We start from the raw sequence: 26,696 nt of genomic DNA, 5'->3' as shown, positions 1-26,696 counted from the left end.
TCTGTAAATGCATTGCTAGTTACACTGATCTTGTACTATATCGCTGATTGACTGCCAAACGCGTGCTGGCAGTAATGTTTTAAGGTGTGCATAGGTTTCACATAGTTGTGTGCTACCTACTAAGCCCTTATCACCCTCTGTTATTAATGACTCGCCACGTAAGTTTTCGATAAAACTAACAAGTACTTTTTTGTCAAAAAACTCAGGTGTTTTTATGCCGTGCAGTGTACCTAAACGTTGTGCGAGTACTTGGCTTTCTCTTTCAAGTTCTGCTTTTTCAATGCCATCACTTGTTTGAATAAAACCAATTACAATAGCGTAACGTTGTAGAGTAAAGCTAAGTGCTCGTCCAAGCATTTCAAGCTTAGCTAGGCAGTCATTACTGTTCGTTATATGAATGTTATCGCCATCAAACTCAATTAAATTTTGATCGGCAAAATTAGCTAAAATACGCGTTATATAGTTTTCATCAAGAGGCTGTAAATACCACTCTTTAGCAAATAGCGGATAAAATGTTTTTACAAGTTGCTGGCATTGAGCAATCGTAGTGCTGTGTTGTTTAAATAGATGTAGTGCAATTAAGCTTGGTACTGCAAACAAGTGCAAAATATTGTTTCGGTAGTAATTAAACAGTACTTTTTCTTTATCGCTTATCGTAATGATTTCGCCAAACTCATCACTGATAACTTCAAACTTATTAAGCTTTAATGCATGCGTTAGTAATTGCTCTGGAGTTTCGTCTGGTGTAGTTACTTTGTTACTGTAGCTGGCATCACGCTGTAAGCGCAGATAAAAATCAAGCTGAGCTAATAGCTTTGGTTTACTCAATGCTTGCTTATCATTAACCAGCAATATCATCGCTAGTAAGTTAACCGCATTAAGCGCCGCTGCATTATTAATTTTAACCATTACTTGGTCGGCAAGTTTAGTTACTTGTGGTGCTAACCATTGTGGCTTTTGCACGTCAGTTGGGTGTATTGAATCACGCCAATCAGGTTGGTTATCGTTTAAGTATTGGTTAATAGAGATTGGATCGCCAAAGTTTAAATTACCACGACCGTAGTTTTTAAGGTTTTTGATTGCCTTAAAAATACCAAATATAGATTCGCCTTTTTTATCTTTACCATCCAGCTCTTTAAGGTAGGTATTAATTTCCATGACGTGCTCGTAGCCAATGTACACAGGTACAATAGATATTGGTCTGTCTATTCCGCGTAGCATTGCTTGTAATGTCATAGATAGCATGCCCGTTTTAGGCGGCAGTAAGCGTCCAGTTCGGCTTCGACCGCCCTCCGTGTAAAACTTAACAGAGTAACCTTTAATAAACAGTTGGCTTAAATACTCTTTGAATATGGCAGAATAAAGTTTATTACCTGCAAACGAGCGACGAATAAAAAACGCACCAGAGCGTCTAAATATGCCTCCGGCAGGGAAAAAGTTAAGATTTATACCTGCAGCTATATGCGGAGGTACTAAACCTAAATGATAAATAGAGTAAGTAAGCAGTAAGTAATCCATATGGCTGCGATGACAAGGCATATAAATTATTTCATGGCCTTTATCTGTTAGTTCATGAATTTGTTCGGCGTGTTTAATATCAATACCATTATAAAGCTTATTCCATAACCAAGTTAAAAACCTTTCGGCCACACGTATCATTGCTTCAGAGTAATTAGCGGCTATTTCATCAAGTAGCTTAAGTGCATTTTGACGAGCTTCTGTTTGGCTAATGTTTTTAGCGTTAGCTTCATCTTGAATTGCTTTTTTTATAGTAGGTGACGCTAATAATGAATTAAACAATTGCTCACGAGATGGCATTTTAGGGCCTGTAGCAGCTAGCTTTTGGCGCTTAAAGTGAACACGCGCTACGCGTAATAATTTATGAGGTAACTCACTTACGTCGGCTTTTTCATTGACTAAAAGTGATAAGTCGAGTGGTTGGCTAAAGCGAATAAAGTTATCGCGCCCTGAAAATAACACCACAAAAAACTTTCTAAACCAGCTTGGAGTAAGAGAGTGTGTAATTAAAGTACGTAGTCCTGGCTTTTCTTTACCTGGATCGCGCCCCCATAAAATAGTAACAGGCACCACTTGTACGTTTTGCTGACCGCTTTTTATTAAGTACTCAATAATTTGCTTGCCTTGGGCTAAAGCATTGGTTGGTTTTGCTTCATCACCAAATAACGGTGGAGGATTTTTAATACCAATAAAACGGTCTAAATTTTGAGTCCCTAGCACTTGCTCTTCTGTTGGGCTAGGTAGGCCATTCTTTTTACAAACATGTGCCAGCGCGGCTAAATCAAAACGTGAATTTAAACGCACTATGTAAAATGTAGGGTACTCAGGGTTTAGATCATACTGTTTAATAGGATTTTCTGGCAGCACTTTGCTTTTCACAAATAAGCGACTAAATCCAGCAGACATAACATTTAAACAATAATTAAAAATACGCATCGACTCACCATATTGAGAGTATTAAGGGCAAAATTAGCGCAACAGGATACCATAATATCTAAAAATCCCTTAGTTTGCGCAATTAAGATGTTTAGTTGTTTGTTGACTAGCATCAAAAGCATTAGTTCAAGTATAGCTATTGAACATGTATGGACGCATATTTAATCAAATTAGTATTCATTACATTGTTTCTAAATAGTTGTTGCATTTATCACCAATACCTCTATAATACGCAGGCTTTCAAAATTCCTCTGGGAATTAGAAAGGATAAATTAAGCTTGGATTTCAAGCTAATAAACAGGAGTTCCGATTTGGAACTCAACGTAGATATAATCAAACAGCCGACATCTTAAGTTTTAAGATTGTTTCGGTCGTTTTTTTATGCTCTTTTATATGCTCTTTATATTGAGGTTAAGAATGTCAAATCAACGCATTCGTATTCGCCTAAAAGCTTTTGACCACCGTTTGATTGACCAATCAACGGCAGAAATCGTGGAAACTGCGAAACGCACTGGCGCACAAGTACGTGGTCCAATCCCACTACCTACACGCTTTGAACGTTTTACTGTACTAACTTCACCGCACGTTAATAAAGATGCGCGTGATCAGTACGAGATCCGCACCCATAAACGTCTGATAGACATCGTAGAACCAACTGACAAGACTGTAGACGCGCTTATGCGTTTAGATCTTGCTGCTGGTGTTGATGTTCAAATCAGCCTGGGTTAATCGAAAGATTAGAGAGGTTTTAGGAAAATGGCATTAGGTCTAGTCGGTCGTAAAGTGGGTATGACACGAATCTTCACTGAAGATGGTGTATCTATCCCTGTGACAGTTATTGAAGCGACACCTAACCGCATTGCTCAGATCAAATCTGACGCAACAGACGGTTATAACGCGCTTCAAGTAACCGCAGGCACTAAAAAAGCAAGTCGTGTAAACAAAGCTAAAGCGGGTCATTTCGCTAAAGCTGGTGTTGAAGCGGGTCGCGGTCTGTGGGAATTCCGCCTTAACGGTGGTGAAGGCGATTTTGAAGTAGGCGCTGAGCTTACTGTTGAATTATTCAACGAAATCAACAAGGTTGACGTAACCGGTACTTCTAAAGGTAAAGGTTTCCAAGGTGGTGTTAAGCGCTGGAATTTCAGCATGCAAGACGCGACACATGGTAACTCTCTATCTCACCGTGCTCCTGGTTCAATCGGTCAAAACCAATCACCTGGTAAGGTGTTTAAAGGTAAGAAAATGGCCGGTCATATGGGTGCTGAGCGTGTAACGACTCAAAACTTAGAACTAGTTCGCGTTGACGCTGAGCGTAATTTGCTTTTAGTTAAGGGTGCAGTACCTGGAGCTATTGGCGGTGACGTTATCGTTAAACCAGCTGTTAAAGCATAAGTCCTGGAGATTTAGTGATGGAATTAGCAATTAAAGACGCTTCTGGCGGTCTTGAAGTTTCTGAAGCTACTTTTGGACGTGAGTTTAACGAAGCATTAGTACACCAAGTAGTTGTTGCATACGCAGCAGGTGCTCGTCAAGGTACTCGTGCTCAGAAGACACGTTCTGAAGTAAGCGGTGGTGGTAAAAAACCATGGGCTCAAAAAGGTACTGGCCGTGCACGTGCCGGTACAATCCGTAGCCCAATTTGGCGTTCAGGTGGCGTTAGCTTTGCAGCTAAACCACAAGACCACAGCCAAAAAGTAAACCGTAAAATGTACCGTGGTGCGATTAAAAGCATCTTATCTGAATTAGTTCGTCAAGAGCGTTTAATCGTTGTTGAAAGTTTTGCTCTAGCAGCACCAAAAACTAAAGAACTAGTTGCTAAGCTTAAAGAACTTGAGCTTAAAGATGTTCTTATCGTGACTGAAGAAGTAGATGAAAATCTTTTCTTATCGGCACGTAACCTTTATAAGGTTGACACACGTGATGTAGCTGGTATCGATCCTGTAAGCTTAATTGCTTTCGATAAGGTACTTATTACAGCCGCTGCTGTTAAGCAACTTGAGGAGGCGCTAGCATGATTCGCGAAGAACGTCTTTTAAAAGTGATCCTTGCTCCACATATCTCTGAAAAAAGCACAATTGCTGCTGAAGAAAACAATACTATTGTTTTTAAAGTAGTAAATGACGCAACTAAAGCTGAAATTAAAGTAGCAGTTGAGAAGCTTTTTGAAGTAGAAGTAACGGGTGTTCGCACACTTAACGTTAAGGGTAAAACAAAACGTACTGGCGCACGTTTCGGTCGTCGTAGCGACTGGAAAAAAGCTTACGTTACTCTTAAAGAAGGCAGCGAGCTAGACTTTGTCGGCGGCGCCGAGTAATAAGGGGATAGAATTATGGCACTTCAAAAGTGTAAGCCTACTTCTGCGGGCCGTCGTCACCTAGTTAAAGTGGTTAACTCTGATCTACATAAGGGTAAGCCATACGCACCACTTTTAGAGAAAAACTCTAAATCAGGTGGTCGTAATAACAATGGTCGTATTACGGTTCGTCATATCGGTGGTGGTCATAAACAACATTACCGTTTAATCGATTTTAAACGTACTAAAGATGGCATTCCAGCCACTGTTGAACGTTTAGAATACGATCCAAATCGTAGCGCAAACATCGCTCTTGTATTATATGCAGACGGTGAGCGTCGTTACATTATCGCACCAAAAGGCTTAAAAGCTGGCGATGCAATCCAGTCTGGTGTTGATGCACCAATCAAACCTGGTAATGCATTACCAATGCGTAATATGCCTGTAGGTTCGACTGTTCACAACGTAGAATTAAAACCAGGTAAAGGTGCTCAAATCGCACGTTCTGCTGGTGCATACGTTCAAATCCTTGCTCGTGATGGTCAGTATGTAACATTACGTCTTCGTTCAGGCGAAGTTCGTAAAGTTGAATCTGATTGTCGTGCGACTCTAGGTGAAGTAGGCAATGCTGAGCATATGCTTCGTTCACTTGGTAAAGCAGGTGCAAATCGCTGGCGTGGTATTCGTCCGACAGTTCGTGGTGTTGCCATGAACCCGGTAGATCACCCACACGGTGGTGGTGAAGGTCGTACATCTGGTGGTCGTCATCCTGTGTCTCCATGGGGTAAACCGACTAAAGGTGCGAAGACGCGTAAGAACAAGCGTACGGATAAATTTATAGTACGTCGTCGTACTAAGTAATATTGAGGAATAGCCATGCCACGCTCTCTCAAGAAGGGTCCTTTTATAGACCTACACTTGCTGAAGAAGGTAGAGAAAGCTTTGGAAAGCGGTGAGAAAAAGCCAATTAAAACTTGGAGCCGTCGTTCAATGATCATACCTAACATGATCGGATTGACCATTGCTGTCCATAATGGTCGCCAGCACGTACCAGTTTTCGTTTCTGACGAAATGATCGGTCACAAACTAGGTGAATTTGCACCAACTCGCACTTACCGTGGCCATGCTGCGGATAAGAAAGCGAAGAAACGATAAGAGGGGAAGATAAATGCAAGCATTAGCTAAACATAAATTCGCCTCTGGTTCGGCGCAAAAAGCACGTCTAGTTGCAGATCAGATCCGCGGGTTACCTGTAGATCGCGCACTAGAAATCCTGGCGTACAGCCCTAAGAAAGCGGCTGTATTAGTTAAGAAAGTACTTGAGTCTGCTATTGCTAACGCAGAGCATAACGAAGGTGCTGACATTGATGAGCTTCGTATAACAACGATCTTTGTGGACGATGGTCCTACAATGAAACGTATTATGCCTCGTGCTAAAGGACGCGCAGATCGCATCCTTAAGCGTACAAGCCATATCACTGTTATGGTTTCAGATAGCTAGGAGTATAAGTAATGGGACAAAAAGTTCATCCTACTGGTATTCGCCTAGGTATATCTAAACCTTGGGTTTCTACCTGGTACGCGAGTTCAAAAGATTTCTCTGCACAGCTTTTTGGCGATCACAAAGTTCGTACATTCCTTACTAAGGAATTAAAAACGGCTTCTGTGTCTAAAATCGTTATTGAGCGTCCAGCAAAATCAATCCGAGTAACAATTCACACGGCTCGTCCGGGTGTTGTTATCGGTAAAAAAGGCGAAGACGTAGAAAAATTACGTCAAGCGGTAACTAAAATCGCTGGTGTACCTGCTCAGATTAATATCTCTGAAGTACGTAAACCAGAACTAGATGCACAACTAGTAGCAGACGGCATTGCCTCTCAACTAGAACGTCGTGTTATGTTCCGTCGCGCTATGAAGCGTTCGGTACAAAATGCAATGCGCATCGGTTCTAAAGGGATTAAAGTTGAAGTTAGCGGTCGTCTTGGCGGCGCTGAAATCGCACGTTCAGAATGGTATCGTGAAGGTCGTGTACCTCTACATACTCTTCGTGCTGATATCGATTACGCAACTTCTGAAGCCTTAACCACTTATGGTATCATTGGTGTTAAAGTTTGGATCTTCAAAGGCGAAGTTATTGGTGGTTTACCACTAGTACAAGAGCAAGAGAAGCCAGCTAAACGCGCACCAAAGAAAGCCAAGAAAAGTGCTAAGTAGAGGTAGCGAGTAATGTTACAGCCAAAACGTACAAAATTCCGTAAAATGCACAAAGGCCGCAACCGCGGTTTAGCGCAAAACGGTAACAAAGTAAGCTTCGGTACTTTCGGATTGAAAGCAACTGGCCGTGGCCGTATGACTGCTCGTCAAATCGAAGCAGCTCGTCGTGCTATGACGCGTCACGTGAAACGTCAAGGTAAAATCTGGATTCGTGTCTTCCCTGACAAACCGATTACAGAAAAACCTCTTGAAGTTCGTATGGGTAAAGGTAAAGGTTCTGTTGAATATTGGGTTGCTGAAATTCAGCCTGGTAAAGTACTTTACGAAATGGAAGGTGTTTCAGAAGAGCTTGCTCGTGAAGCGTTTGACCTTGCTGCTCGTAAACTGCCATTCAAAACAACTTTCGTAACTCGGACGGTAATGTGATGAAAGCTAGCGAACTAAAAGATAAAAGCGTAGAAGAGCTTAATGCTGAACTTCTAGGACTACTTCGTGAGCAATTTAATATGCGCATGCAAGCTAGCACTGGTCAGTTAGCTCAGACACACACGCTAAGAACAGTACGCCGCGATATCGCGCGTGTAAAAACAGTTATTAACCAGAAGGCAGGTCAATAATGAGCGATAAAATTCGTACTCTTCAAGGCCGTGTAATCAGCGACAAGATGGAAAAATCTTTCACTATCGCTATCGCACGTTATGTGAAGCACCCAATCTATGGGAAATTCATTAAACGTACGACTAAGTTACACGTACATGACGAAAATAACACAGCAAAAGCGGGTGACGTAGTTACTATCCGTGAATGCGCACCAATTTCTAAGAATAAATCTTGGACTTTAGTAGACGTTATTTCTAGTCCAAAACAAGCTTAATTTTAATTAAGTTAGTTTTGTAAAAAAGCCCTGGCATTAGCCGGGGCTTTTTGTTTTCTGGAACTGCCTTGTCCTGAAACGTGTTTACACATTTAGGACTTATACCAATCCGCAATAATACTTAATCATTTTGCGGGGCTAAACGTGTCGCTACCTGCGTTAAAAAATGCTCATTTAGAACAACTAAATAGCGAATTTCTGCCTACCTATCAACACGTTTTTCCAGCCTCAAAATAGATCACTTAATTAAGCGAATTGGTATTATTTTATGAAAACTATGAAAACTATGAAAACTATGACAACTATGAAAACTATTAAAACTAAAGACGTTAAGTTAGTTGGTATTATCTTTTTATCAGAAATACAAAAGCATGTAGGGTAGTTATTCTGGTTTGTGTCATCAACTCCTTTGTTGTTATATATTTTTGGTATCAGAACTAGTGGGTTAATCACAAAAGTTAGATTATAAGCTTACATATCTCAGTAACTTTAATACTTGCTATAGGCATCTCAGCCGTAGCGTTACTTTTCTCTTACTTTATTTCAATGTTACAGTTTTAAGGTATCGAAAATAGATATTCAAATATAACTTTAATCATTCGCTTGTCTGGTTTTTTTATGTCTAAAACCTCAATTTATCGCCTTAAATGAATATTCTGGTATGATTAGCAAATATGCGCTTTTGAATGAATTTTTGAGGTAATAATGACGCGTAGTTTTGAATTTCATTTAACTGATGAGATTGCCACGGTTGCAATGGGTAATCGCGTTGCTGATATTATAGAGCAAGGTGCGGTTATTTATTTACATGGTGATTTAGGTGCTGGTAAAACAACGTTTACACGAGGTGTAGTGCAAGGCTTTGGCCATACAGGCAAGGTTAAAAGCCCGACCTATACACTAGTAGAACCTTATGAGCTTGAGCGTGCAAATGTTTATCATTTTGACTTATACCGCTTAGGTGATCCTGAAGAACTCGAATACATGGGAATACGCGATTATTTCTCAGCAGACGCAATTTGTGTTGTTGAATGGCCTGAAAAGGGTGGTGAATTTATTCCTGTGCCTGATTTAGATATTACTCTAAGCTATGTGGGTAACGAACGTAAAATTGTTATAAATAGTGCGAGTGAGCGCGGTATAGCAATTGTCGAAAAACTAAATAATCAATAATAATATAGTTAAGGCAGTAATTATCCAATGAGCCGAGGTGTAGTTAAACTTTTTATTTATCTTATGGTTATCACCATAAGCTTGCCGTTATGGGCTAAAAACACAATCAATAGTGTGCGTGTATGGCCGTCTCCAGATAGTACGCGCGTGGTATTTGATTTAAATGATAAGCCCGACTTTAGCTATTTCATGCTTAAAAACCCTAGCCGCCTAGTGATTGATTTAGAAAATACTAGCGAGTTAAAAACATTGCCAGGTGTGCCCCCGAAACATCAAATAGTAAGCAAATTACGTTACTCAAAACCTAAAAATAAACAAAGCGTACGTTTAGTATTTGAATTAAGTGCGCCAATAAAGCCAGTGGTATTTGCCCTCGCACCTACAGGCCCTTATAAAAATAGACTCGTTGTTGATTTATACAATAAAAGCCAAGCTACTACAGTTTCTCCCGCTCAAACAGCCGCTAAAAACCGTCAACTAAGCCAAGAGCGCGACATTGTTATTGCGATTGATGCGGGGCATGGCGGCGAAGACCCTGGTTCAATTGGGCCATCAGGCACCTACGAAAAAACAGTTACACTGCAAATTGCGAAGCGTTTAGAGCGCATGATTGATGGCGAACGTGGCATGATTTCGCGCATGGTACGAAGCGGTGACTATTTTGTAAAATTAAATACCCGTACTAATCGGGCCCGTGAAAAAAAGGCAGATTTTTTTGTTTCTATTCATGCTGATGCATTTACAAGCCCTGGGCCAAATGGTGCCTCTGTGTGGGTTTTATCATTAAGACGTGCTAATTCAGAAATAGGTAAATGGATAGAAGATAAAGAAAAACACTCCGAGCTTTTAGGTGGCGCTGCTGATGTAATGAAAGATGCCGCCAATGAAAAATATCTAGCACAAGCGTTGCTTGATATGTCGATGGACCACTCAATGAAAACTGGCTTAAATGTAGCTGACGAAGTGGTTAAAGAGCTTCGTAAGGTTGCCAAACTGCATAAAAAAGATCCCCAGCATGCGAGCCTTGCAGTACTAAAATCACCAGATATTCCATCTATTTTGGTAGAAACAGGGTTTATATCTAACCCGCGAGAAGAAAAGCTACTTAAAAGTCCTAATCATCAAGAGCGTTTAGCTAAAGCTATATTTACTTCAATTAAAAATTATTATTTGAAAAATCCGCCGGATGATTCTTTATTTGCTAAATTAAAGTCGCAATATCCAACAAAGCATAAAGTACGCCCCGGTGAATCTTTAAGTATGTTAGCGAGTCGCTATGGCGTTACAGTCAATAAATTAAAACAAGTTAATAAGCTTAGTTCTAATACCTTATTTATTGGGCAAGAGCTCGATATACCTCAAAGTTAGTCATTATTATTAGCGCAATGTTTGCTAGGAAGTCTCATGAATATTGAAATATTACCCGCGCGTTTAGCCAACCAAATTGCCGCAGGCGAAGTGGTTGAGCGCCCAGCGTCGGTAGTAAAAGAGCTTGTTGAAAATAGCTTAGATGCTGGCGCAACGCGTATTCAAATTGATATTGAGCGCGGCGGCCACAAACTTATTCGTATTCGTGATAATGGCGCAGGGATAAGTAAAGATGAGCTAACACTCGCACTTTCTCGCCACGCTACAAGTAAATTAAAATCACTTGATGACCTTGAAAACATTTGCTCACTTGGCTTTAGAGGGGAAGCACTTGCGTCAATTAGTTCTGTGTCGCGTTTAACGCTGAGCTCAAAACCTAAAGAGCAAGAAGCAGCTTGGCAAGCTTTTGCAGAAGGCCGCGACATGGCCGTTCAAGTAAAACCTGTAGCGCATCCCGATGGCACAACCATTGAAGTAAAAGATTTATTTTTTAATACTCCAGCACGTCGTAAATTTTTACGCACCGAAAAAACTGAGTTTAGCCATATTGATGAGTTGATAAAGCGTATTGCGCTTAGTCGCTTTGATGTCTCTATTACACTAACTCACAACGAAAAAGTAGTAAGGCAGTATCGTGCCAAAACTGCTCCCTCTCAGGCTATAACACGCGTAGCACAAGTTGCAGGCAAGGCCTTTGCCGAGCAAGGTTTGCATATTCAATCAGGAGAAGGCGGTTTACAGTTGCATGGTTGGGTGCTGCCTGTAGGCTCAGCGAATACTACTCAGTACACTTATGTGAATAATCGCATGATGCGCGATAAGCTTATTTTGCATGCTATACGCCAGGCATTTGAAGAAGTAAGTGGAACACAAGAATTACCCGGTTTTGTCATTTATATTGATATTGACCCACGACAGGTTGATGTAAATGTTCACCCTGCTAAGCATGAAGTGCGTTTTCATCAAGGGCGGTTAATTCATGATTTTATATTGCAAGCTATTAAGCAGGTAGTCGTGCCATTGCAAGGCGAATTCACTAACGAATCAGCGAGTACAGAAGCAGAATTCACGCCAGCGTTCATTGAGTCAACGCATAGCAGTGCTAATAATATAGAAAGCGAAGGAGTGTTTGATTACCCTAAATCGCAATTACAGCCGTCTTACTCTGGAAGTGCTGGTAGCTCAAGTTCGTCCTCAGGTACTAGAAGTGTTGGCGGTACATACCGTGCTACACCAAGCACGAGCCATCATGACGTAAATGCGTTTTATCAAGGAGTGAGTGAGCAACACGCCGCACATTTTGATAATGCAGCCAATATATCTGCTGCACAATACCAGTCAGTATCTGTTGATAATGTCTTAAAAGCTGTTTCTATTATAAGTGTTAGTGAAGGAGTGTGTGTCTTTAGTGAAGAGCAGCAATTGTATTGCTCACATTTTAAATATGCATTAGTTGATGATTGGCATAATCAAATTAAAGAGTTCGGAAGTTTAGAAGGGAAAGCCCTTTTGTTACCAGTGCGAGTAAACTTAGAAAAAGAAGATTGCTTACTTATAGAATCCCAGCAATCGTGGTTTACCTTACTTGGTTTTGAACTTGTAATAGAAAAACAATTTGTAATAGTTAAAAAATTGCCAGCGTGTTTATATTTACTTGACGTAAGTGCAGCGGTAGGTGAGCTACTTGATGCGTGTAAAGCAAAACTTGAAAATATAGAGAATTGGTTAGAATGGCAAATGAAATGCGTGCCGACCCGATTTTATTTAAGCAATGTATTTTTAGCGCAACAAATGCGCTTACAAAATAATCCACAAACTATTGAACGCTTGCGTAAAAAAGCAGTTAAAATAGAGCTAAATCACTATTTAACGCAATTAGATTAAGGTATCAGTGTTGAGTAATTTACCAGTTATATTTTTAATGGGTCCAACTGCAGCAGGTAAAACAGCATTGGCAATCTCGCTGTGCGAGCATTTAAATACAGAAATAATCAGCGTAGATTCAGCGCTAGTGTATAAAGGTATGGACATTGGTACAGCAAAACCTGATGCCGAAGAATTAGCCAAAGCTCCGCATCATTTAATTGATCTACTTGACCCGAGTGAAACGTATTCAGTTGCAGATTTTAGGCGCGATGCAGTGCAAAAAATTGACGAATTTCACAGAAAAGGTAAAGTGCCTGTATTGGTTGGAGGTACAATGCTGTACTTCAAATCTTTAATTGATGGTTTATCGCCATTACCTGAAGCAGATACAGAGATAAGAGCAGAGTTAGAAGCGCAAGCTAAAGAATTTGGCTGGCCTCATTTATATAAAGAATTAGTTAAAGTTGACCCAAAAGCAGCCGAAAAAATAAGTGAAAATGATTCACAAAGAATTAATCGGGCTTTAGAGGTTTACAGGTTAACTGGTAAGACCATGACTGAGTTGCAAATGCAAAAACAGCCGGCTTTACCTTATACTTTTCATCAATTTGCGATTGCACCGCAAGAACGCAGTGAATTACACCGCCGAATTGAAGAAAGGTTTAAAATAATGATTGATCAGGGGTTTGAAAATGAAGTTTCGACCCTATATCTACGTAAGGATTTACACCCCAATATGCCTTCTATTCGTTGTGTTGGTTATAGACAAATGTGGGATTACCTTGCGGGTGAAACAAACCATGATGAAATGGTTTTTCGTGGCATCGCAGCAACACGTCAGCTGGCAAAACGGCAGTTAACGTGGCTTCGTAGTTGGCCTGATGTTACTTGGTTAACAACAGGCGACGAAGAAAACTTGCATCGTGTAGTAAGTTCGCTAAGCTAGTAGTAGTTGAATATTGTTTTTTATCAAATAAGTTCAGCCACTTAATTATAATAACACCTAGAACGAAGGAACAATAACATGGCAAAAGGCCAATCGTTACAAGACCCATTTTTGAATGCACTACGACGTGAGCGCATTCCAGTATCAATCTTTTTGGTAAATGGCATAAAATTACAAGGCAAAATTCAGTCATTTGACCAATTTGTTATTTTACTAGAGAACACCGTAAATCAAATGGTTTATAAGCATGCAATTTCTACAGTTGTCCCTGCTCGCGCAGTTAACTTCCAAGCAGTTCAAGGAAGTGATGACACTGAAGAGGCAGAAGCTGGAAACTTTTAATTAGGAGCATAATGTTTGTTTGACCGCTATGAATCCGGCGAACAGGCAATTTTAGTTCATATCGACTTGCCTAAAGAAGGAGATCGTGAAGATCTTCACGAATTAGAAATGTTGGTATCTTCTGCTGGTGTTAGTAGTTTGGCGGTTGTGCAAGGCAGCCGTCAAGCACCACATCCGAAACTATTCGTCGGTACCGGTAAAGCAGAAGAAATAGCTGAGATTGTCAAAATCCACAAAGCAGATGTCGTAATTTTTAATCATCAACTCAGGCCATCACAAGAGCGTAATTTAGAGCGCGTTTGTCAATGTCGTGTGCTTGATAGAACGACGCTAATTCTTGATATTTTTGCCCAACGCGCACGTACCCACGAGGGTAAGCTGCAAGTTGAATTGGCTCAACTTCGCCATATGTCGACTCGATTAATTCGAGGCTGGACTCACCTTGAACGTCAAAAAGGCGGGATTGGTCTACGTGGTCCTGGTGAAACTCAACTTGAAACTGACAGAAGATTACTTCGTGCCCGTATCCAAAATATTCGTGCACGTTTAGCTAAAGTAGCAGTGCAACGTGAACAAGGTAGGCGAGCTCGTACTCGCAACGAAATACCTACAGTTTCATTAGTTGGTTATACCAATGCGGGTAAATCTACATTATTTAATCGAATTACAAATTCAGATGTATACGCGGCCGATCAGTTGTTTGCCACGCTTGACCCGACTCTACGTAAGCATGAGTTAGGTGATGTTGGCCCTGTTATTTTAGCTGATACAGTGGGCTTTATTCGTCACCTACCACATGACTTAGTTGCTGCTTTTAAAGCAACGCTTACTGAAACTCGCGAAGCTGATTTGCAGTTACATGTAATTGATGCAGCAGACTCACGTCTGCAAGAAAATATTGAACAAGTACAATCGGTGCTTAAAGAAATTGAGGCCGATGAAGTACCACAGCTATTAATTTATAATAAAATTGATGCGCTGGATAACGTAAGCCCACGTATTGATCGAGACGACGAAGGCCAACCTATAAGAGTATGGCTTAGCGCTCAGACTGGTGAAGGGTGTGAATTACTTAGCGAGGCTATCAGTGAGTTACTAGCTAAGAAGATGTTTAACGAAACATTATTTCTTACGCCATTGTATGGTCGCTTAAGAGCTGCATTGTTCAGCTTAAATGCAGTGCATGAAGAGCAATTTGATGAGCAAGGTAATCGGCTGTTAGATGTTAGAATGCCAATGGTTGAGTGGAATCGTTTAATTAAAGAATTTGGTCCTGAAATTGCTGGTTTTATCAACCGTAATTAAAAATTGATGTTTTAATGTCGGTTTTTGTATGAGAAACGCGGTAGATTTGTTAGATTTAACACAATTTCCTAATTTATTTAGATAACAATGGAGTATAGCTATGGCCTGGAATGAACCGGGTAATAATGGCAATGACAAAGATCCGTGGAATAATAAAGGCGGACGTGATCAAGGCCCACCTGATTTAGACGAGGTGTTCCGCAAGTTTAGTAACAAGTTCAGCGGCTTATTTGGCGGGAAAAAATCCGGCAATGGTAGCGGCGGTGGACTTGGCGGAGCCGGTATTTCATTCATACTTATTATCGCCGTTATTGTATGGGCGTTAAGTGGTATTTATACGGTTAAAGAAGCCGAGCGTGGTGTGGTTCTACAATTTGGTAAATATGACCGAATTGCTGATCCTGGTTTGCGTTGGAAAATGACTTTCATCGAAACGGTAATCCCAGTAGATATTGAAGCTGTTCGTTCATTATCGGCTTCTGGTTTTATGCTTACTGAAGACGAAAACGTAGTGAGCGTTGAGTTTCAGGTGCAATACCGTGTTATTGACCCATACCTTTATGAATTTAGCGTAACTAACGCTGATAGTAGCTTAGAAGAAGCGCTAGACAGTGCACTGCGTTATGTTGTGGGCCATGCAAAAATGGACCAAGTATTAACTAATGGCCGTGAGGTTGTTCGTCAAAATACATGGGATGAGCTTAATAAGATTATCGAACCATATAACTTAGGTTTAATTGTTACTGACGTGAACTTTAAAGACTCTCGTCCACCAACTGAAGTTAAAGATGCATTTGATGATGCAATTGCTGCACAAGAAGATGAAGAACGTTTCATCCGTGAAGCAGAAGCATATGCTCGTGAAATTGAACCGCGTGCTCGTGGTCAAGTAACGCGTATGACTCAAGAAGCGGAAGGTTATCAAGAGCGCATTACATTGGAAGCACAAGGTGAGGTAGCTCGCTTTGAAAAGCTTTTACCTGAATATCAAGCAGCTAAAGAAGTTACTCGTGAGCGCTTATACATTGATGCAATGGAAGAAGTGTTAGGGAGTAGTTCTAAAATATTGGTTGATGTTAAAGGCGGCAATAACATGATGTATTTACCTCTTGATAAAATCATGGACAAGCAAGGAACCGCAACACGAGTTGCACTTCCAAGTTCAAGTGATATTCAAGACTTACGTAATAAAGTTAATACGTCGCGCAATAGCTCTGTTAATAGTGGCAATGACCGCTTTAACAACGACCGCTTCAATGATGGGAGATAATCATAATGAAAAACTTTAGTTTAGTAATACTATTAGCTGCCATTGTTATGTCTTTCTCATCGGTATTTGTTGTACCTGAAGGGCAAAAAGCAATTGTAATGTTATTCAGTAAAGTACAAAAAGATAGCGACGATAAAGCGATTGTATATGGCCCAGGCCTACAATTTAAAGTACCATTTTTTAGCCAAGTACGTCGTATTGATGCACGTATTCAAACGCTAGATGGTGCGCCAGATCGCTTTGTTACTAGCGAGAAAAAAGACTTAATTGTTGATTCGTTTGTAAAATGGCGCGTTAATGACTTTAGTGCTTTTTACTTACGTGCTCGTGGCGATAAGCAATATGCTGAAACGCTACTTAAGCAAAAAGTAAACAATGGTCTTCGTACAAACTTTGGTACACGTACAATTCGCGAAATTGTATCAGGTGAGCGTAGCGAGTTGATGGAAGAAGCGTTAGTACAAGCTTCTGAAAGTGCACGTGAGCTAGGTATTGAAGTACTAGACGTACGTGTTAAGCAAATCAACTTACCACAAGAAGTGAGTAGCTCTATTTACCAACGTATGCGCGCTGAGCGTACTGCGGTTGCAAAAGAGCACCGTTCTGAAGGTCAGGAAAAAGCAGAGACTATTCGTGCGGGAGTTGACCGTCGAGTAACTGTAATGCTTGCTGATGCTGAGCGTAATGCACGTTCTGTACGTGGTCAAGGCGATGCTGATGCTGCAGGCATTTATGCTAATGCGTATAACAAAGACCCTGAGTTCTTTAGTTTTGTACGTTCACTTGAAGCTTACAAAAAGACTTTTAAAGATAAGCAAGATGTTATGGTGCTTTCACCAGATAGCGACTTCTTCCAATATATGAAAGGCGCTAAAGCTCAATAGACTTTACGTTAATTATTTAAAAGTTAAAAAGCCTCGCATTTGCGGGGCTTTTTGTTAAATACAAACTAGTGCGTTAAATCACTGTTATTTATGTGGTTATTGGTCAATATTTGGATATAACAATTGCCCGCAGAAAAAATAAGCTGAACAGGGGTGATCTTTACTTTAGTTTTCTGGTAAAATCTCGTCCTAATTTTCTCTAAGTGAATTTACGATGGGTAAAAACGTTGTTGTATTAGGCACCCAATGGGGTGACGAAGGAAAGGGTAAGGTAGTTGATCTCCTTACAGACAAAGCATCTTTAGTAGTTCGTTATCAAGGTGGCCACAATGCGGGTCATACTTTAGTTATCGAAGGTGAAAAGACGGTTCTACACCTTATTCCATCGGGTGTATTACGTGACAATGTTAAATGTGTGATTGGTAATGGTGTAGTTTTATCACCAGAAGCGCTAATGAGAGAAATTGGCATGCTTGAAGAGCGCGGCGTACCAGTACGCGAGCGTCTTTTAATAAGTGAAGCATGTCCGCTAATCTTGCCTTTCCATGTTGCATTAGATGTAGCCCGCGAAACAGCTCGTGGCGATAAGCCTATTGGTACAACTGGCCGTGGAATCGGTCCTGCGTACGAGGATAAAGTAGCACGTCGTGGTTTACGCGTAGGCGATTTATTTAATCCTGAAGTATTTGCAGCTAAATTAAAAGAAGTGCTTGAGTACCACAACTTCACTTTAGTTAACTACTACAAAGTAGATGCTGTAGATTTCCAAAAAACGTTCGATGATGCAATGGCTGTTGCTGATATCTTAAAAGCAATGGTTGTAGATGTAACTGAGCTTTTAGATCAAACGCGTTTAGCAGGCGAAAACATTTTATTTGAAGGTGCACAAGGTACGTTACTTGATATAGATCACGGTACTTACCCTTATGTAACATCTTCAAACACTACCGCTGGTGGCGTTGCGACTGGTGCAGGTTTTGGTCCATTAAACCTTGATTACGTTTTAGGTATTATTAAAGCGTACACGACACGTGTTGGTTCAGGTCCTTTCCCTACAGAGCTTTACGACGGTCTTGATAAACAAGATCCAGTTGGTAAGCACCTAGGTGATAAAGGCCATGAGTTTGGCGCTACAACAGGTCGACTTCGTCGTACTGGTTGGTTAGATGCAGTGGCTATGCGCCGTGCAGTTCAAATCAACAGTATTTCAGGTTTTTGTTTAACTAAGCTTGATGTTTTAGATGGCTTAGAAACACTTAAAATCTGTACTGGTTACAAGCTTGAAGATGGCACAGTTACTAACGTAACACCATTAGCGGCTGAAGGTTACGATAAAGTAACACCAGTATACGAAGAAATGCCAGGTTGGTCAGAAAACACTGTTGGTGTAACGAGTCTTGACGGTTTACCAAAAGCTGCGATTGACTACATCAAACGTATTGAAGAAATTACGGGTGTTCCAATTGATATTATTTCTACAGGTCCTGACCGTGTAGAAACTATGGTGCTTCGCAATCCGTTTGCGTAATTACCATTAGATTAAAAAAAGCTGCTTCGTGCAGCTTTTTTTATGTCTAAAATTCACCTTGGAACGATCTTTGTATATTATTTAATAAGTTTATTTATATAAGTGGTGAACATGCGTTTATTTAATCATAATTGCGTACTAAGGCTTTCGTTAATACCGCTGTCTTTATTTATAGCAACCAACAGCTTAGCTACAGAAAGCCCTGCTGCTGTGCCGCTGTATACAGAATCAGAGCTAATTGCGTTAATAAATAAAAATACGCATTTAGCGCGCGTAAAGGCAGATGATTGCCAGTTGGTGCAAGATATAGAAGCACGAGCCAATAAAATGGCATTGCCGTCTTATCAATTTTTATACGGCGATATGCTGGCTTATAACGTGTGCGTTGATCGCAATGTAGAGTTAGGTGTGTATTACATGCGAAAAGCAGCTGAGCAAGGCTTAGCGGCAGCGCTAGAGCAATTGGGACGATACTATGACACTGGTCGCTTAGTTCAGCAAGATAAAGCAATGGCAATTACGTATTTGCGTGAAGCCTCGTCGCAAGGCAATTTAAAAGCACAACTACGTTTAGTTAAATTATTTAATGATGGTTATGGCAGCCCGCGTGATTTTGAAGATGCCTATCGTTGGCTATTTAATTCTATGGTGGCAGATAAAGCGACTCATAGAAAAATTGAGCGAGCGCTGACTAAGTTAGCGCAAAAAATGCCAGATAGTGTGGTTGCTCGAGCTCGCCTTCCTATTTAATGGCTGTTAAAAACAAAACCCTAACTTTTTAAGTTAGGGTTTTTTAGTTTTTACAGACTGTAAAAGTATTTAACTGTCTTCTTTAGCCTTTGTTTGCGGGTCTTTTAAAACTGACATTTTAGGCGGCTGTAATGCAACAACGCGTTCGCCTTCTTGCGGCGGTTTTTCCATGTTGATTGTAAACGGTCTTAGCTTAATTGGTGTATCGTCATCACTGTCTTTATCACCTTTGAGAATAAATAAAGGGATAGCCTCAGGGTTCATTTCTAAGTATTGTTCCCAGCTAAACTCATCCGAGATACGTGTTGAACTAACCTTACCGCCTTTAGCTATAATACTGCTTAAACGTGCATACGAGCCTTCGTCTCCAAACAGTATTTGTCTAGATAAAAACGTTGCGCTGTCTTTATTTGCTTTTGCATGCGACGTTGATGAGCGTAGCGAAAATACATTTTTTTCATTAAGTAAATGAGAAAAGTATTGAACACCTAACGCATTATGATGACGATTTGGCGATAATGCTAATACACTACGAATCGTTGTTAGAGGTAAGTAGCGTTCAGCATGCTCTGATTGCGGGTTACCATAATAACAAGCTAAACCATCCATACGTGCCATTCTGCAGTTTTCCCATGCAGGATCTGACAGGTGAACCGGAATGTTTTGTTCTTGTAAGCCTCGGCCGATTGCACGCGATACATGGTTTGCACCAATAATTAATATTGTATTTGGCGATGGTTGGCGTACGCCTAATAGCTTGGCAACAGGGATGGCGGTTAAGCTCTGTAGTACAACGGTAATTATAATTACTGTAAATATAAGAGGTACCATTTTTTCAGCATCCGCAACACCAGACTCCATCATGCTAAGCGCAAATACCGACCCAACGGCTGCGGCGACTATACCGCGTGGAGCTATCCAGGCAAGTACCAAACGAGACTTCATTGGTAAGTCAGTACCAAAGGTCGAAATAGCAATACACAGTGGCCGAGCAACAAAAAGCACGATAGCTAAAAATATAAATACATCGCTGTCGAGCATCATTAAATCAGAGAGCTGTAAGCGTGCTGCAAGTAAAATAAACAGCGTTGATATTAATATCATCGACAAGTCTTCTTTGAACTCAAGTACAGAATCTATTTCTAAATCGTCTTGGTTAGCAAGCCAAATACCAAATACAGTCACTGCTAATAGGCCTGATTCATGGCTTAAATAGTTTGATACAGAAAAACTAATGAGTACTAATGCCAATATACCAAACTTATGTAATTCAAATGGTAGCCACTCGCGGCGCATTAATAGTGTTGTTAACCAACCAGCAGCAACACCAATACTTAATCCAACACCTAGGGTTTTAACTAAAGCAATAATGGTGTGGCTAAATACTTCGCCTTGGCCTACCAGCATTACGGCTTCAAATACTAATACAGCGAATAATGCGCCGATCGGGTCTATTACAATACCTTCCCATCGAAGTATGCGGTCAATGTCTTGTGTTGGGCGCATTGAGTTTAATAGCGGTGCTATAACAGTAGGGCCTGTTACAACTAGCACTGCACCTAATACCGCAGCTACACGCCAATTAAGTTCAAGCAACCAATAGGCGCTGAGGCTAATAATAATACAGGTAGTAAGCATGCCGATGGAGCAAAGGTTTCTTACAACTTTTCCGATTCCTTTTAGCTCTCTGAAATGCAGAGTTAAGGATCCTTCAAATAAAATGATGGCAACACTTAGTGATACAACTGGAAACAGTAAATCACCTAACAATGCATCAGGGTCTAAAACACCACTAAATGGCCCAAGTAAAAGACCAGTAAGCAATAAGAAAAGAATAGCGGGCACTCTAAAAGCCCACGCGACCCATTGGGCAAGCACAGAGCAAAGTGCGATACCGGCTATGTAAATTGCTGACATAGATTAAGAATTCCTTATTTATGACGGTTTGTTTAGAAAGTATAACTTTTGTTAATTATTAATACAGGGGTATACACGGGAAATTAAAATATTACTAATCAATTTTAGCTGCTTATAGAAGATTAGTAGGCTTAAATTATTTTGCGCGTGTTAAGCCGCCTTATTTTAGGCTGTATTAATTGTTTAATTGGTTGAATTTTAATAACAATCTAACACCACAAACGAGGAGGAATTAGCTTCGCTCGAATTTTAACCTTGATTTTTGAGGGGTATTTAGTGTAATATGCTTCGTGTTCTAATAATTAGTTATCTAATGAAGTTTATTGGAAGTAAAAGTGGTTTGTTAATCTTAACGTCATTTTTAATCTTTATAATCATGTATTATTGGTGTTACTAGTATTCGAACACTACAAAATTTCATTTGCCGAACTCTTGGTATGGTTTTGCTAAACAAGTTTATTTAATTATTTAAGTAAATAAAGGTTTGAGTTGAACTATTACTTTCAATGTTTAACCCCCATCGTGGCGGTTAAATCTCGGTCCTTTGGTCTTCACCCTATCTGTTGGTGTATCAGACTTTAGAGGCTCTATGTATGTTGTTAATAAAAAAGCCACACACAGCTTTTTACAGCGATGCATAAACAACACTTTTAAATTTTTTGATTAGTGCTGCTCGATATTATTGGGTTGTTGCTACTTTATACTTAACCTTAAATCTAAGCTTATTGTTTTAGATATGGTTTTCGCGTGTGTGTAAAAAAGTGTTGCCTAAATGAAAGACAAATTCGAAGCTATGTTTTAAACCTAGCTACTTAGTTTTAGCTCGTCTAATTAAGGTGAGCGCAGATAAAATGGAAAGTTGAGCATTTATGCAAAAGTTAAATTGGCGACGTATCGTACTTAAAGTAGGTAGTGCATTAATTGCACCAGATCAAGATGGCTGCCGTTCGCGTTACATATTAACCATCGCACAGTTCATTGTTCGTTGTCGTGCCCGTGGAATCGAAGTGATTTTAGTATCATCGGGTTCTGTAGCTGCTGGCGCACATTTATTCCCATCAGACAAACCACGCTCTGTGGTAATGAAAAAAGCAATGGCGGCAGCGGGTCAAACAGAAATGATTGCCATGTGGGACCGCTTTTTTGACTTTCCATCTGCGCAGCTATTATTAACGCATGGCGATTTACGTGACCGCGAGCGTTACCAGAGCATCCGTGAAACCGTGTTCACTTTACTTGAACATGGTGTACTTCCTATCATTAATGAAAACGATGCAGTAACCACCGACGATTTACGAGTAGGTGACAACGATAACTTATCAGCAATGGTCGCAGCAGCTGCCGATGCCGATGCTTTATTAATATTCTCAGACGTTGATGGGCTATATGATAAAAACCCTAACTTACATGATGATGCGGTGTTACTGCCTGAAATAAAATCAATTGATGAATCTATTTATGCTATGGCAGGATGTGCTACAAGTGCGGTAGGTACTGGTGGTATGAAAACTAAAATAGAAGCGGCAGAAAAAGCAACGTCACATGGTATAGCGACTTATATTATAAATGGCTTTAAAGAAGAAACATTTACAAAACTGCTAGCTGGAGAAAACCCAGGTAGTGTATTTTTACCGTACGAAAAACCGATGCAGGACTCTATTCATTGGATGACACATACAGCAAATGAGCAAGGTGAAGTTGTTGTTGATGGATCATTTGATGAATCTCTTGAAGGTGAAAGTGGATGTATTCGTGGTGACGAAATCATGGAAGTTCACGGTGAATTTGCCGTGGGTGATACCATTTTAGTACGTAGTGAAGACGGTACGCGTTTAGCTAAAGCGACCGCAAATTATAGTAGCTGTTTGTTAAACTTTATTGCAGACAACGAACAGAGTGAATTCAGCGAAAAAATGCAGGATTCAATTGGACCAGTTATATCTGAAAAACATATCGCATTATTGGAGAAGTCATGAGTTTAATTACGGACATTTCACGTCAGGCAGCTAAAGCTGCACATACACTTGCTTTACTCGATACCGAGACTAAAAACCAAGTATTAGTTGAAATGGCAGCGGCACTAAGAGAGCACAAAGCATTTATAATAAAAGAAAATGAAAGTGATTTAAGCGCAGCACGCGACAATAACTTAGCAGCCTCAATGATCGACCGCTTAACGTTAAACGATGAGCGTATTGAAGCAATGGCAGAAGGTATTGAAGTAATCGTAAGCCTTGATGATCCTGTTGGTCAGCTGCGTGATATTACTGAGCGCCCAAATGGTATTAAAATTCGCAAAATGCGAGTACCTCTTGGCGTTGTATGTATGATTTACGAAGCACGCCCGAATGTGACAGCAGACGCTGGTGCATTATGCTTTAAATCAGGTAATGGCGTAATTTTACGTGGCGGCAAAGAAGCACTTAGAAGTTCACAAGCTATCGCAAGTGTAATGCACAGCGTACTTGAGAAGCACAACTTACCGGTATCACTTATTTCAGTGATTCCAGATCCAGACCGTGCGCTACTAATGGAACTAATGCAGCAACGTGAAAGCATTGATTTAATCATTCCACGCGGCGGCGAGGGTTTAATTAACTTTGTTACTGAAAACAGCACGATCCCAGTAATTCAGCATTACAAAGGCGTTTGTCATCTATATGTAGATAAAGATGCCGACCTAGAAATTGCGCTTAACTTACTGCTTAACGGTAAAACGCAGCGTACTGGTGTTTGTAATGCACTAGAAGGTTTAGTTGTGCATCAAGATGTGGCAGATGAGTTTTTAAATCTGTGTGCAGTTGTATTACGCCAGGAAGGTGTAAAAATAAATGCTGACAGCTTTGCAGCTAAATATTTTGATAATGCAACTGTGTTAGCCGATAACGAATTTGGTGAAGAATATCTAGACCTAGAAATCGCTATTCGCGTTGTACCAAACTTTACGGCAGCGGTTGAACACATTGCACAGTTTGGATCAAACCATACAGAAGTAATTTGTACTAAAAATGAAGCTGCTGCAGAGTTATTCCAACGTAGTGTTGATGCTTCTGTAGTAATGGTTAACGCATCGTCTCGTTTTTCTGATGGCTCACAATTGGGCCTAGGTGCAGAGATTGGAATAGCTACTTCCAAGCTACATGCATACGGTCCTATGGGCCTCGAGTCACTAACGACCGAAAAGTATTTAGTTAATGGAGTTGGCCAAGTTCGCGAGTAACCGCAAAAATTAAGTCCATAAAAAGCCGAGCATATTCATGCTCGGCTTTTTAGTTTAAATTACGCTACAGTTACTTTAACTTTTTAAACCAATCACTGGCGGGTTCAGGCCTGTGTAAATAATAGCCTTGCAGAATAACCTCAGGATACTCCTGTAGTAAATCAAAGTGGGACTGGTTCTCTACGCCTTCAGCAACTATCTCGAGTTCAAATAAACGACCTAAGCTTACAATCATATCAATAATTAGTTTATCGTTGTTATCGGTAGGAGCCTCTAAAACAAAAGAACGATCAATTTTAAGTTCTTGTATTGGTAACTGTTTTAGGTAGGTTAAGCTCGAATATCCAGTACCAAAGTCATCAATTGATACTCTAATACCTAACTTCTTGAGAAAGTGAACAGCTTCAATAGCCGCTTCCATATGATTAAGCAATGTACCTTCAATTATCTCAATAGTGAGTTGTTGAGGATTAATGTTATGTTGCTTTATCTGTTGGCTAATAAAGTTTAAAAAACGCGCTTCATGAAAGTGCCTGCCACTTATATTAATTGATAAGTTTAACTCAGGGTGAGTTTTACCAAGTTGCGTTAGTATTTCAAGTGCATTTGATGTTACCCAGCAATCTAAATCGTAAATTATATCTGACTCTTCAGCTATAGATATAAACTCACCAGGGCTAATAAAGCCTTTTTGAGGATGCTCCCATCTTAATAGAACCTCAGCGCCCTTAAGGGTTTGGTTTCGATCAAATTGGGATTGTAAATATAGCGATAACTCGTTATTAGAAATAGCTTTACGTAAATCTTGTTCTATTTCAAAACGGCGTTTTGCTTGCTCGCCAAATGAAGTATCAAAAAAGGTAACTCTATTGCCGCCTTTCTCTTTTGCTTTGTAACAGGCCGCTTCACAGTTACGAATAGTCTCAATAGCACTTTCCCATTGATCTTCTCGTGGAAAAATATAGGTGCCAATACTTACTGTTAAGCTAACGTCTTGCTCAGCAACGACAAATGGATGGTTTACACTTGCAAGTAGCTCTTGGGCTTTATTTTCAGCCATTGCTTGAGCTCTAGCTCTGCCCACACCTTTTTCAACTGTACACAGTACTGCAAACTCATCACTGCCTAAGCGAGCAATAACATCTTTTTTACTCACCTTAGAATGAATTCGTTTAGTTAATTCTTTTAAAATATTATCGCCAGCGAGTAAGCCTAATCCATCATTGATTGAGTGGAAGCTGTCTATATCAATAATATAAATATAGGCATAACTATTTTCGGTACTACAAACTTGAAGTTGTTGCTCTAACTGCTTTAAAAACCCATTTCGGTTGGGTAAACCTGTAAGTTCATCATGCCATGTAAGGTAATGAATTCTTTCTTGGGTTACTTTAACGCTCGAAATATCACTGAATACACCAATATAGTGAACGTTAGTATCTTGATCGCCTTTAACCAAACTGAGAGTTAGTAGCTCTGGATAAAGTTCGCCATTTTTTCGTCTGGTTACAAGTTCTCCACTCCAATAGCCTGCTTGATTTGCATGTTCCCATACTTGGTCAAAGCTAATGCTAGGATGGTTATTTTGTTTAATATCGTGCAACTGCATTTGTAGTGAGTCTGATTCACAGTAACCGGTTATACGACAAAATGAAGGGTTTACCGCAATAATTTTGCCGTTACTATCGGTAATAACAACACCATCGGCAGTTCCCGTTAGGGCTTGATAAAATAATTTTTGTTTTGATGAGAGTTCTCTTAATTCTTCTTCTCGCTGGCTAAGCTCTTTCGCAAGAGACTCTATTTCGAGTAGCTTGTCGTGCAGATCAAAGTTTTTTTCTATTAACCTGTCTAGCATGCCTTGCGCTGTAATGTGTGTACGAATACGCGCTCTAACTAGAGCTAGTTTATAAGGCTTATGTATGTAATCAATTGCGCCCATTGCAAAGCCTTTTTCTTCAGACTCTTCTTCTGTAAGCGCTGTTACAAATATGACAGGGATCCCTTTGGTATTTTGTTTCGCTTTGAGTATATTACATACTTCGTAGCCGTCCATGCCGGGCATCATTATGTCTAATAAAATCAAGTCAGGCCGAGTTGACTCAATAAAGATCAAAGCCTGCTCACCACTAGTAGAAATACGTACATCGTAGTCAGTTAAAAGTCCTTCTACTAATACGTGTAAATTACTAGGTTCGTCATCAACAATAAGAATTAAAGGTTTATGCTTTTGTTCTGTGGTTAATCCATTATTGTTTGCGAGGTAATTTGAATGCACTATCTGTCCTTCTC

26 protein-coding genes are annotated in these 26,696 nt (G+C 40.1%); 23 read left to right on the top strand and 3 right to left on the bottom strand.

What is annotated here, in order from left to right; translation table 11 throughout:
- Window positions 1–15: 15 nt before the first annotated feature.
- Window positions 16–2,454: a glycerol-3-phosphate 1-O-acyltransferase PlsB gene (plsB, locus tag AC5NT5_RS15540; RefSeq protein WP_039489010.1), complete on the bottom strand. Its 2,439-nt coding sequence runs from the start codon at window positions 2,452–2,454 to the stop codon at window positions 16–18.
- A gap of 417 nt (window positions 2,455–2,871) precedes the next feature.
- Between plsB and rpsJ the strand changes: the two genes are divergently transcribed.
- The 21 genes from rpsJ (at window position 2,872) to AC5NT5_RS15435 (ending at window position 19,267) form a co-directional block, all read left to right on the top strand.
- The gene (gene rpsJ / locus AC5NT5_RS15535) at window positions 2,872–3,183 is read left to right on the top strand and encodes a 30S ribosomal protein S10 (RefSeq protein WP_002957900.1); all 312 of its coding nucleotides are present in this window, start codon (window positions 2,872–2,874) and stop codon (window positions 3,181–3,183) included.
- Window positions 3,184–3,210: 27 nt separating this feature from the next.
- Window positions 3,211–3,846: a 50S ribosomal protein L3 gene (gene rplC / locus AC5NT5_RS15530; RefSeq protein WP_002957898.1), complete on the top strand. Its 636-nt coding sequence runs from the start codon at window positions 3,211–3,213 to the stop codon at window positions 3,844–3,846.
- A 17-nt stretch (window positions 3,847–3,863) separates the two neighbouring features.
- The gene (rplD, locus tag AC5NT5_RS15525) at window positions 3,864–4,469 is read left to right on the top strand and encodes a 50S ribosomal protein L4 (RefSeq protein ID WP_002957897.1); all 606 of its coding nucleotides are present in this window, start codon (window positions 3,864–3,866) and stop codon (window positions 4,467–4,469) included.
- Complete coding sequence (rplW, locus tag AC5NT5_RS15520; protein WP_002957896.1) at window positions 4,466–4,768, top strand: 50S ribosomal protein L23; 303 nt, start codon at window positions 4,466–4,468, stop codon at window positions 4,766–4,768. Before rplD ends, rplW begins: the two co-directional genes overlap by 4 nt.
- 15 nt (window positions 4,769–4,783) lie before the next feature.
- Window positions 4,784–5,608, top strand: a complete 825-nt coding sequence (gene rplB / locus AC5NT5_RS15515; protein WP_002957895.1) for a 50S ribosomal protein L2 — start codon at window positions 4,784–4,786, stop codon at window positions 5,606–5,608.
- Between the two features lie 15 nt (window positions 5,609–5,623).
- Entirely contained in the window at window positions 5,624–5,902 is a 279-nt protein-coding gene (gene rpsS, locus AC5NT5_RS15510; protein WP_004588689.1) for a 30S ribosomal protein S19, read from the top strand.
- A 13-nt stretch (window positions 5,903–5,915) separates the two neighbouring features.
- On the top strand, window positions 5,916–6,248 hold the full coding sequence (gene rplV / locus AC5NT5_RS15505; RefSeq protein ID WP_002957892.1) for a 50S ribosomal protein L22: 333 nt from the start codon (window positions 5,916–5,918) through the stop codon (window positions 6,246–6,248).
- An 11-nt stretch (window positions 6,249–6,259) separates the two neighbouring features.
- A complete protein-coding gene (gene rpsC, locus AC5NT5_RS15500; RefSeq protein ID WP_002957891.1) occupies window positions 6,260–6,961 on the top strand; it encodes a 30S ribosomal protein S3 in 702 nt (233 codons plus the stop codon).
- Between the two features lie 12 nt (window positions 6,962–6,973).
- Window positions 6,974–7,387, top strand: coding sequence for a 50S ribosomal protein L16 (gene rplP / locus AC5NT5_RS15495; protein WP_002957890.1), 414 nt, complete (start codon window positions 6,974–6,976; stop codon window positions 7,385–7,387).
- Window positions 7,387–7,578: a 50S ribosomal protein L29 gene (gene rpmC, locus AC5NT5_RS15490; protein WP_002957889.1), complete on the top strand. Its 192-nt coding sequence runs from the start codon at window positions 7,387–7,389 to the stop codon at window positions 7,576–7,578. Before rplP ends, rpmC begins: the two co-directional genes overlap by 1 nt.
- Entirely contained in the window at window positions 7,578–7,835 is a 258-nt protein-coding gene (gene rpsQ, locus AC5NT5_RS15485) for a 30S ribosomal protein S17 (RefSeq protein ID WP_002957888.1), read from the top strand. The genes rpmC and rpsQ overlap by 1 nt, the downstream gene beginning before the upstream one ends.
- A gap of 705 nt (window positions 7,836–8,540) precedes the next feature.
- A complete protein-coding gene (tsaE, locus tag AC5NT5_RS15480) occupies window positions 8,541–9,008 on the top strand; it encodes a tRNA (adenosine(37)-N6)-threonylcarbamoyltransferase complex ATPase subunit type 1 TsaE (protein WP_002957887.1) in 468 nt (155 codons plus the stop codon).
- A gap of 27 nt (window positions 9,009–9,035) precedes the next feature.
- A complete protein-coding gene (locus AC5NT5_RS15475) occupies window positions 9,036–10,376 on the top strand; it encodes an N-acetylmuramoyl-L-alanine amidase (protein WP_182675614.1) in 1,341 nt (446 codons plus the stop codon).
- A gap of 36 nt (window positions 10,377–10,412) precedes the next feature.
- Window positions 10,413–12,260 (top strand): DNA mismatch repair endonuclease MutL, encoded by a 1,848-nt coding sequence (gene mutL / locus AC5NT5_RS15470; RefSeq protein ID WP_494513838.1) that lies wholly within the window; start codon window positions 10,413–10,415, stop codon window positions 12,258–12,260.
- A gap of 10 nt (window positions 12,261–12,270) precedes the next feature.
- Complete coding sequence (gene miaA, locus AC5NT5_RS15465; protein WP_182712015.1) at window positions 12,271–13,188, top strand: tRNA (adenosine(37)-N6)-dimethylallyltransferase MiaA; 918 nt, start codon at window positions 12,271–12,273, stop codon at window positions 13,186–13,188.
- A gap of 78 nt (window positions 13,189–13,266) precedes the next feature.
- Window positions 13,267–13,530 (top strand): RNA chaperone Hfq, encoded by a 264-nt coding sequence (gene hfq, locus AC5NT5_RS15460; protein ID WP_002957883.1) that lies wholly within the window; start codon window positions 13,267–13,269, stop codon window positions 13,528–13,530.
- Between the two features lie 15 nt (window positions 13,531–13,545).
- Window positions 13,546–14,835, top strand: coding sequence for a ribosome rescue GTPase HflX (gene hflX, locus AC5NT5_RS15455; protein ID WP_494513839.1), 1,290 nt, complete (start codon window positions 13,546–13,548; stop codon window positions 14,833–14,835).
- Between the two features lie 100 nt (window positions 14,836–14,935).
- Window positions 14,936–16,105, top strand: coding sequence for an FtsH protease activity modulator HflK (hflK, locus tag AC5NT5_RS15450; protein WP_002957881.1), 1,170 nt, complete (start codon window positions 14,936–14,938; stop codon window positions 16,103–16,105).
- A 5-nt stretch (window positions 16,106–16,110) separates the two neighbouring features.
- Window positions 16,111–16,989, top strand: a complete 879-nt coding sequence (gene hflC / locus AC5NT5_RS15445) for a protease modulator HflC (protein WP_002957880.1) — start codon at window positions 16,111–16,113, stop codon at window positions 16,987–16,989.
- Between the two features lie 214 nt (window positions 16,990–17,203).
- Window positions 17,204–18,517: an adenylosuccinate synthase gene (locus AC5NT5_RS15440; protein WP_024597266.1), complete on the top strand. Its 1,314-nt coding sequence runs from the start codon at window positions 17,204–17,206 to the stop codon at window positions 18,515–18,517.
- A 111-nt stretch (window positions 18,518–18,628) separates the two neighbouring features.
- Window positions 18,629–19,267, top strand: a complete 639-nt coding sequence (locus AC5NT5_RS15435) for a tetratricopeptide repeat protein (protein ID WP_182675617.1) — start codon at window positions 18,629–18,631, stop codon at window positions 19,265–19,267.
- Between the two features lie 69 nt (window positions 19,268–19,336).
- Here the strand turns inward: AC5NT5_RS15435 and AC5NT5_RS15430 are convergent, their stop codons facing one another.
- The gene (locus tag AC5NT5_RS15430; protein WP_002957877.1) at window positions 19,337–21,184 is read right to left on the bottom strand and encodes a cation:proton antiporter; all 1,848 of its coding nucleotides are present in this window, start codon (window positions 21,182–21,184) and stop codon (window positions 19,337–19,339) included.
- An 869-nt stretch (window positions 21,185–22,053) separates the two neighbouring features.
- On the opposite strand from AC5NT5_RS15430, the gene proB reads away from it, so the two are divergent.
- Together proB and AC5NT5_RS15420 are read left to right on the top strand one after the other, a co-directional pair.
- Window positions 22,054–23,160 carry a glutamate 5-kinase gene (gene proB / locus AC5NT5_RS15425; RefSeq protein WP_002957876.1) on the top strand — a complete coding sequence of 369 codons (1,107 nt, stop codon included), beginning with the start codon at window positions 22,054–22,056 and terminating at the stop codon, window positions 23,158–23,160.
- A complete protein-coding gene (locus AC5NT5_RS15420; protein ID WP_182675618.1) occupies window positions 23,157–24,404 on the top strand; it encodes a glutamate-5-semialdehyde dehydrogenase in 1,248 nt (415 codons plus the stop codon). The genes proB and AC5NT5_RS15420 overlap by 4 nt, the downstream gene beginning before the upstream one ends.
- A 70-nt stretch (window positions 24,405–24,474) precedes the next feature.
- Here the strand turns inward: AC5NT5_RS15420 and AC5NT5_RS15415 are convergent, their stop codons facing one another.
- Window positions 24,475–26,682, bottom strand: a complete 2,208-nt coding sequence (locus tag AC5NT5_RS15415; RefSeq protein ID WP_182671469.1) for a two-component system response regulator — start codon at window positions 26,680–26,682, stop codon at window positions 24,475–24,477.
- Window positions 26,683–26,696 lie beyond the last annotated feature (14 nt).

This window comes from Pseudoalteromonas sp. J2K-J599, assembly GCF_059295115.2.
The sequence above is the reverse complement of the archived record's forward strand: the minus strand, read 5'-3'. Positions and strand labels throughout refer to the sequence as shown.

What these genes read in the sequence shown, in the direction of transcription:
- rpmC (WP_002957889.1), top strand. Translation starts at nt 7,387, where the DNA reads ATGAAAGCTAGCGAACTAAAAGATAAAAGCGTAGAAGAGCTTAATGCT.
- rplB (WP_002957895.1), top strand. Translation starts at nt 4,784, where the DNA reads ATGGCACTTCAAAAGTGTAAGCCTACTTCTGCGGGCCGTCGTCACCTA.
- tsaE (WP_002957887.1), top strand. Translation starts at nt 8,541, where the DNA reads ATGACGCGTAGTTTTGAATTTCATTTAACTGATGAGATTGCCACGGTT.
- AC5NT5_RS15435 (WP_182675617.1), top strand. Translation starts at nt 18,629, where the DNA reads ATGCGTTTATTTAATCATAATTGCGTACTAAGGCTTTCGTTAATACCG.
- AC5NT5_RS15420 (WP_182675618.1), top strand. Translation starts at nt 23,157, where the DNA reads ATGAGTTTAATTACGGACATTTCACGTCAGGCAGCTAAAGCTGCACAT.
- rplV (WP_002957892.1), top strand. Translation starts at nt 5,916, where the DNA reads ATGCAAGCATTAGCTAAACATAAATTCGCCTCTGGTTCGGCGCAAAAA.
- rpsJ (WP_002957900.1), top strand. Translation starts at nt 2,872, where the DNA reads ATGTCAAATCAACGCATTCGTATTCGCCTAAAAGCTTTTGACCACCGT.
- rplC (WP_002957898.1), top strand. Translation starts at nt 3,211, where the DNA reads ATGGCATTAGGTCTAGTCGGTCGTAAAGTGGGTATGACACGAATCTTC.
- rpsS (WP_004588689.1), top strand. Translation starts at nt 5,624, where the DNA reads ATGCCACGCTCTCTCAAGAAGGGTCCTTTTATAGACCTACACTTGCTG.
- AC5NT5_RS15475 (WP_182675614.1), top strand. Translation starts at nt 9,036, where the DNA reads ATGAGCCGAGGTGTAGTTAAACTTTTTATTTATCTTATGGTTATCACC.
- proB (WP_002957876.1), top strand. Translation starts at nt 22,054, where the DNA reads ATGCAAAAGTTAAATTGGCGACGTATCGTACTTAAAGTAGGTAGTGCA.
- hflC (WP_002957880.1), top strand. Translation starts at nt 16,111, where the DNA reads ATGAAAAACTTTAGTTTAGTAATACTATTAGCTGCCATTGTTATGTCT.
- hfq (WP_002957883.1), top strand. Translation starts at nt 13,267, where the DNA reads ATGGCAAAAGGCCAATCGTTACAAGACCCATTTTTGAATGCACTACGA.
- mutL (WP_494513838.1), top strand. Translation starts at nt 10,413, where the DNA reads ATGAATATTGAAATATTACCCGCGCGTTTAGCCAACCAAATTGCCGCA.
- AC5NT5_RS15430 (WP_002957877.1), bottom strand. Translation starts at nt 21,184, where the DNA reads ATGTCAGCAATTTACATAGCCGGTATCGCACTTTGCTCTGTGCTTGCC.
- rpsQ (WP_002957888.1), top strand. Translation starts at nt 7,578, where the DNA reads ATGAGCGATAAAATTCGTACTCTTCAAGGCCGTGTAATCAGCGACAAG.
- rplW (WP_002957896.1), top strand. Translation starts at nt 4,466, where the DNA reads ATGATTCGCGAAGAACGTCTTTTAAAAGTGATCCTTGCTCCACATATC.
- plsB (WP_039489010.1), bottom strand. Translation starts at nt 2,454, where the DNA reads ATGCGTATTTTTAATTATTGTTTAAATGTTATGTCTGCTGGATTTAGT.
- rplD (WP_002957897.1), top strand. Translation starts at nt 3,864, where the DNA reads ATGGAATTAGCAATTAAAGACGCTTCTGGCGGTCTTGAAGTTTCTGAA.
- rplP (WP_002957890.1), top strand. Translation starts at nt 6,974, where the DNA reads ATGTTACAGCCAAAACGTACAAAATTCCGTAAAATGCACAAAGGCCGC.
- rpsC (WP_002957891.1), top strand. Translation starts at nt 6,260, where the DNA reads ATGGGACAAAAAGTTCATCCTACTGGTATTCGCCTAGGTATATCTAAA.
- hflK (WP_002957881.1), top strand. Translation starts at nt 14,936, where the DNA reads ATGGCCTGGAATGAACCGGGTAATAATGGCAATGACAAAGATCCGTGG.
- AC5NT5_RS15440 (WP_024597266.1), top strand. Translation starts at nt 17,204, where the DNA reads ATGGGTAAAAACGTTGTTGTATTAGGCACCCAATGGGGTGACGAAGGA.